Origin of the sequence: Gardnerella sp. 30-4 (assembly GCF_001641215.1) — a bacterium.
Taxonomy (GTDB): Bacteria; Actinomycetota; Actinomycetes; order Actinomycetales; family Bifidobacteriaceae; genus Bifidobacterium; species Bifidobacterium leopoldii.
The window spans coordinates 1-3,190 of record NZ_LXJL01000083.1 but is presented as its reverse complement, the minus strand read 5'-3'; the positions used below and the strand labels follow the sequence as shown (position 1 = coordinate 3,190).

The window sequence follows — 3,190 nt, the reverse complement described above, 5'->3', positions numbered from 1 at the left end:
GTTATAATCTTTTATTCATTACAAATCAACTACAACTCATATTTACGCTTGGCAAATAAAATCACCTAACTAATAGTATACTAATCAATACCCCCCCCCCAAAAAAAAATCATCCGAACGACTATGCCGTGAGGAATAAGTGCTCAAGCAGTTCGTCGCGTTAAAATATGATACAATGTAGAAATGTGTGCTCTAGAGCAACAATTGTTTGAAAAATCAAAAGGGGTCGATCGGTTTCGACGGCGATCTGTTCGCCGCGGGGAAGCGTGCCGAGAATGCGGAAGTCCACTCGTAAACGTCCTTTCGCAAAAGAATAAGTGCTAAATCTAATCGCACTGAGTTCGCTCTCGCTGCCTGAGCTTCGCGCCAGGATTAACCAGTGAGCAGCTGCTCCGTTCACCCACTCACGTCTTCGGAGTGGTGCTGAACGTCATAAGAAGACTTGCTTGAATTGCCGAGCTGCAGGACAATTCAGGGACTTTGACTGTAGATATGCTCGCCATGAATTGTCTGCGATAACATGGGGGCAGAAAAACTGCCGCACGGCCAGCAGACTACGCACGTAGAAGACCGAGGGTACGGTCACCGGACCGGGGTTCAATTCCCCGCGACTCCACAAACGCAACAACGCCACTGCTCACACAGTGGCGTTTTTTGTAGCAAATCCCAATGTTTCCAATGCTTTAGACTCAAAAGCTTTTAATATCGAATTGTGCAAAATAATACATTTTGATACGATATAATACATTATGAAGGGCATTATAGAGGGCATTGAAAAATGACCTTCAGAAAATCGATGCCCTTCATTGCCCTAAGTGCTAAAAATTGGTTAATGCGAAGGGGTATGCATTATGGCACGGCGTAGTTTTGGAAGGCTTAAAAAAGTAACACGATCATACGGTGCTGCGTACGTTGCACGTTACTCAACACCTCCAGCAGCCTTAGCAGAAAACCCGTCACTACCAAAAGAATTCACGCGCACCTTGCCAGCAGCCTACCGCGTAGAGCTAGAAGCATGGCTTGCTCAAGCAGAAAAAGAAATAGCATTAGGCACATGGACTCCCCCAGCTAAACTAAATCGCCACGAGATAGATAAAAGCTCAATTACATTCGCACAGCTAGCAGACGACTATATGCAAAATCAGCGCAAACCAGACGGAAGCAGGCTGGAAGAAACCACGCAATCGCACAAAGAAGGACGATTGCGCAACTACCTACTACCAGCATTTGGAGAAAGACGCATCAAAACAATCACAAGCAAAGATATACAAAACTGGTACGATGCGTTCGATTGTGACGAACTTACAGGAAGAAATACAGTAGCACGATCGCACTGCTACACACTACTTAGGAGCATATTCAACTACGCTTGTACGAAAGAAGTAAATGCTGCTGGAGAAACACTATTACAGCGCAACCCTTGCACGCTCAAACTCAAAAAACCACGCACGAGGCACGAAAGCATTGCCATCAGCATTGCGCAACTCGTTGATATATACAGCATGATGGCACCACATTTGCGCATCGGAGTCATGCTAGCTGGAGCATGTGGCTTACGCGAAGGTGAATGTTGCGCACTCACCAGAAGCGACGTAGACCTTGACGCAATGACAATCAGCGTCAGTAAAAGCCTTAAAAGCATAAACCATTTAGGGCAAAAACGACGCCTTGAAGTAGGCAAACCAAAAACAGCAAGCAGCATAAGAAAAGTACCAATACCAGAATGGACGCGAGAATACTTTGAAATACACATGCGTCAACAAATGCAAAGCGGCAAACCAGATGAACTGATTCTACACACTCGCACACCTAGAGCATTCGTTGCACCAGCAAGCCTTAGAGAAAGCTTCAACCGCGCAATAGCACACATGCCGTCACTAAAAGACATGCACTTCCATGACCTTAGGCACACTGCGCTCACGCACTACGGAGAAGCAGGCGCAAGCCTTGCAGAACTCATGGAAGTCGCAGGGCATAGCGATATTAAAACCGTATCTGTATACCAGCAAATCAGTCAAGCACAACGTAAGCGGACATCAGCTAGACTTAATGAGCAAGCAAAAGAAGAACAACTCGGCATAAAACCACAAAACGTAGAAACACAAAAAACTGTAGGACCTACACAAAATCAAGAAAAAGACCCACTCATAGCAGTACTAGCAGCACTCACACTAGATCAACAAGTAACAACACTCAAAGCAATAGACAAAACAAGACAAGCAACAATAATCAGCCAAATGCCACCAGAAAATCAAATTCAGCTACTTTCACGGCTACTTTAGGCTAAAAATACGCAAAAAGGCGCTGAAAATGCAAAAATCTTAATTTTTATTATTATTGCTTGTCCGTCCAAAAAGAAATCCCATAGCAGTTAATGCAAATGTCTTAAGAGTGTCAATACCCATGTTTGTAGTAGATCGAGCATCTTTATAGAAACAAGCAATAAAAATAAGAATGATTATATCCAATACGCATATACTAATCAATGAATACGCACTACTGTTTTTGAAATTTTCGGTATTCCAAGCCTGTTTTTGAGCTGGAGTAATACTTTGCGTACGTAGACTATCGTCGTTATTATTGAGCTGATTATCTTCTTTGTTAGCAGGAGGCTCATCTTCTGTAATATTATCAGGTATAGCATTAGGCATTTTAAGCCCCCATAACGTCGTCGAATGTATAATCGTTAGTCATATCATTCTCATCAATATAAAGGTCTTCCTTCTCATAAGCTTTACTCCATGCCGAATCTTTACGATGAGTAATACGACTTAATTCCACAGCCGACATATTACGCATCATTCCCCAGACAAAATCAAGAACTTTTCCTAATTCTTTATTGTTATCTTCATCGATGCGGTACATGTTGCCAGCTGAATCTTTCCCATATTTACGTATAGGATTGCCTCTAAATACATGGAATTCATCATAAACACTACGGCACACTGGTCCATACTTCCATTGCTGGAAAGGCTCAGACAGTAAACGCTTGCGAGTTTTTCTTTGATATAAACACGTTACAAAATACAATAGCTTTTGCAATTTCATTGGCGAAACGTCAACTTTATCGCGAAATGCACGCTGAAGAATATTGTTAGCTACCCACGTAGCATTAGCGCCAATGCCTTGTAATTCCTCCATACATACCACCTCACAGCAATCATATCAAATATTATAAAAAATGCTCATT

3 protein-coding genes and 1 other RNA gene are annotated in these 3,190 nt (G+C 42.6%); 2 read left to right on the top strand and 2 right to left on the bottom strand.

Annotated features, from left to right (window positions below; all coding sequences use genetic code 11):
- Window positions 1-222 precede the first annotated feature (222 nt).
- Window positions 223-619, top strand: a transfer-messenger RNA (tmRNA) gene (gene ssrA, locus A5294_RS05085).
- A 232-nt stretch (window positions 620-851) separates the two neighbouring features.
- Entirely contained in the window at window positions 852-2,282 is a 1,431-nt protein-coding gene (locus A5294_RS05080; protein WP_064340617.1) for a site-specific integrase, read from the top strand.
- Window positions 2,283-2,321: 39 nt separating this feature from the next.
- On the opposite strand, the gene A5294_RS05075 is transcribed toward A5294_RS05080, so the two are convergent.
- Both A5294_RS05075 and A5294_RS05070 read right to left on the bottom strand, forming a co-directional pair.
- On the bottom strand, window positions 2,322-2,651 hold the full coding sequence (locus A5294_RS05075; RefSeq protein WP_064340616.1) for a hypothetical protein: 330 nt from the start codon (window positions 2,649-2,651) through the stop codon (window positions 2,322-2,324).
- 1 nt (window position 2,652) lies between these two features.
- The gene (locus tag A5294_RS05070) at window positions 2,653-3,141 is read right to left on the bottom strand and encodes a Panacea domain-containing protein (protein ID WP_064340615.1); all 489 of its coding nucleotides are present in this window, start codon (window positions 3,139-3,141) and stop codon (window positions 2,653-2,655) included.
- Window positions 3,142-3,190 lie beyond the last annotated feature (49 nt).

Excerpts from the sequence above, each read along its gene's own strand:
- A5294_RS05075 (WP_064340616.1), bottom strand. The coding sequence starts at position 2,651 with ATGCCTAATGCTATACCTGATAATATTACAGAAGATGAGCCTCCTGCT.
- A5294_RS05080 (WP_064340617.1), top strand. The coding sequence starts at position 852 with ATGGCACGGCGTAGTTTTGGAAGGCTTAAAAAAGTAACACGATCATAC.
- A5294_RS05070 (WP_064340615.1), bottom strand. The coding sequence starts at position 3,141 with ATGGAGGAATTACAAGGCATTGGCGCTAATGCTACGTGGGTAGCTAAC.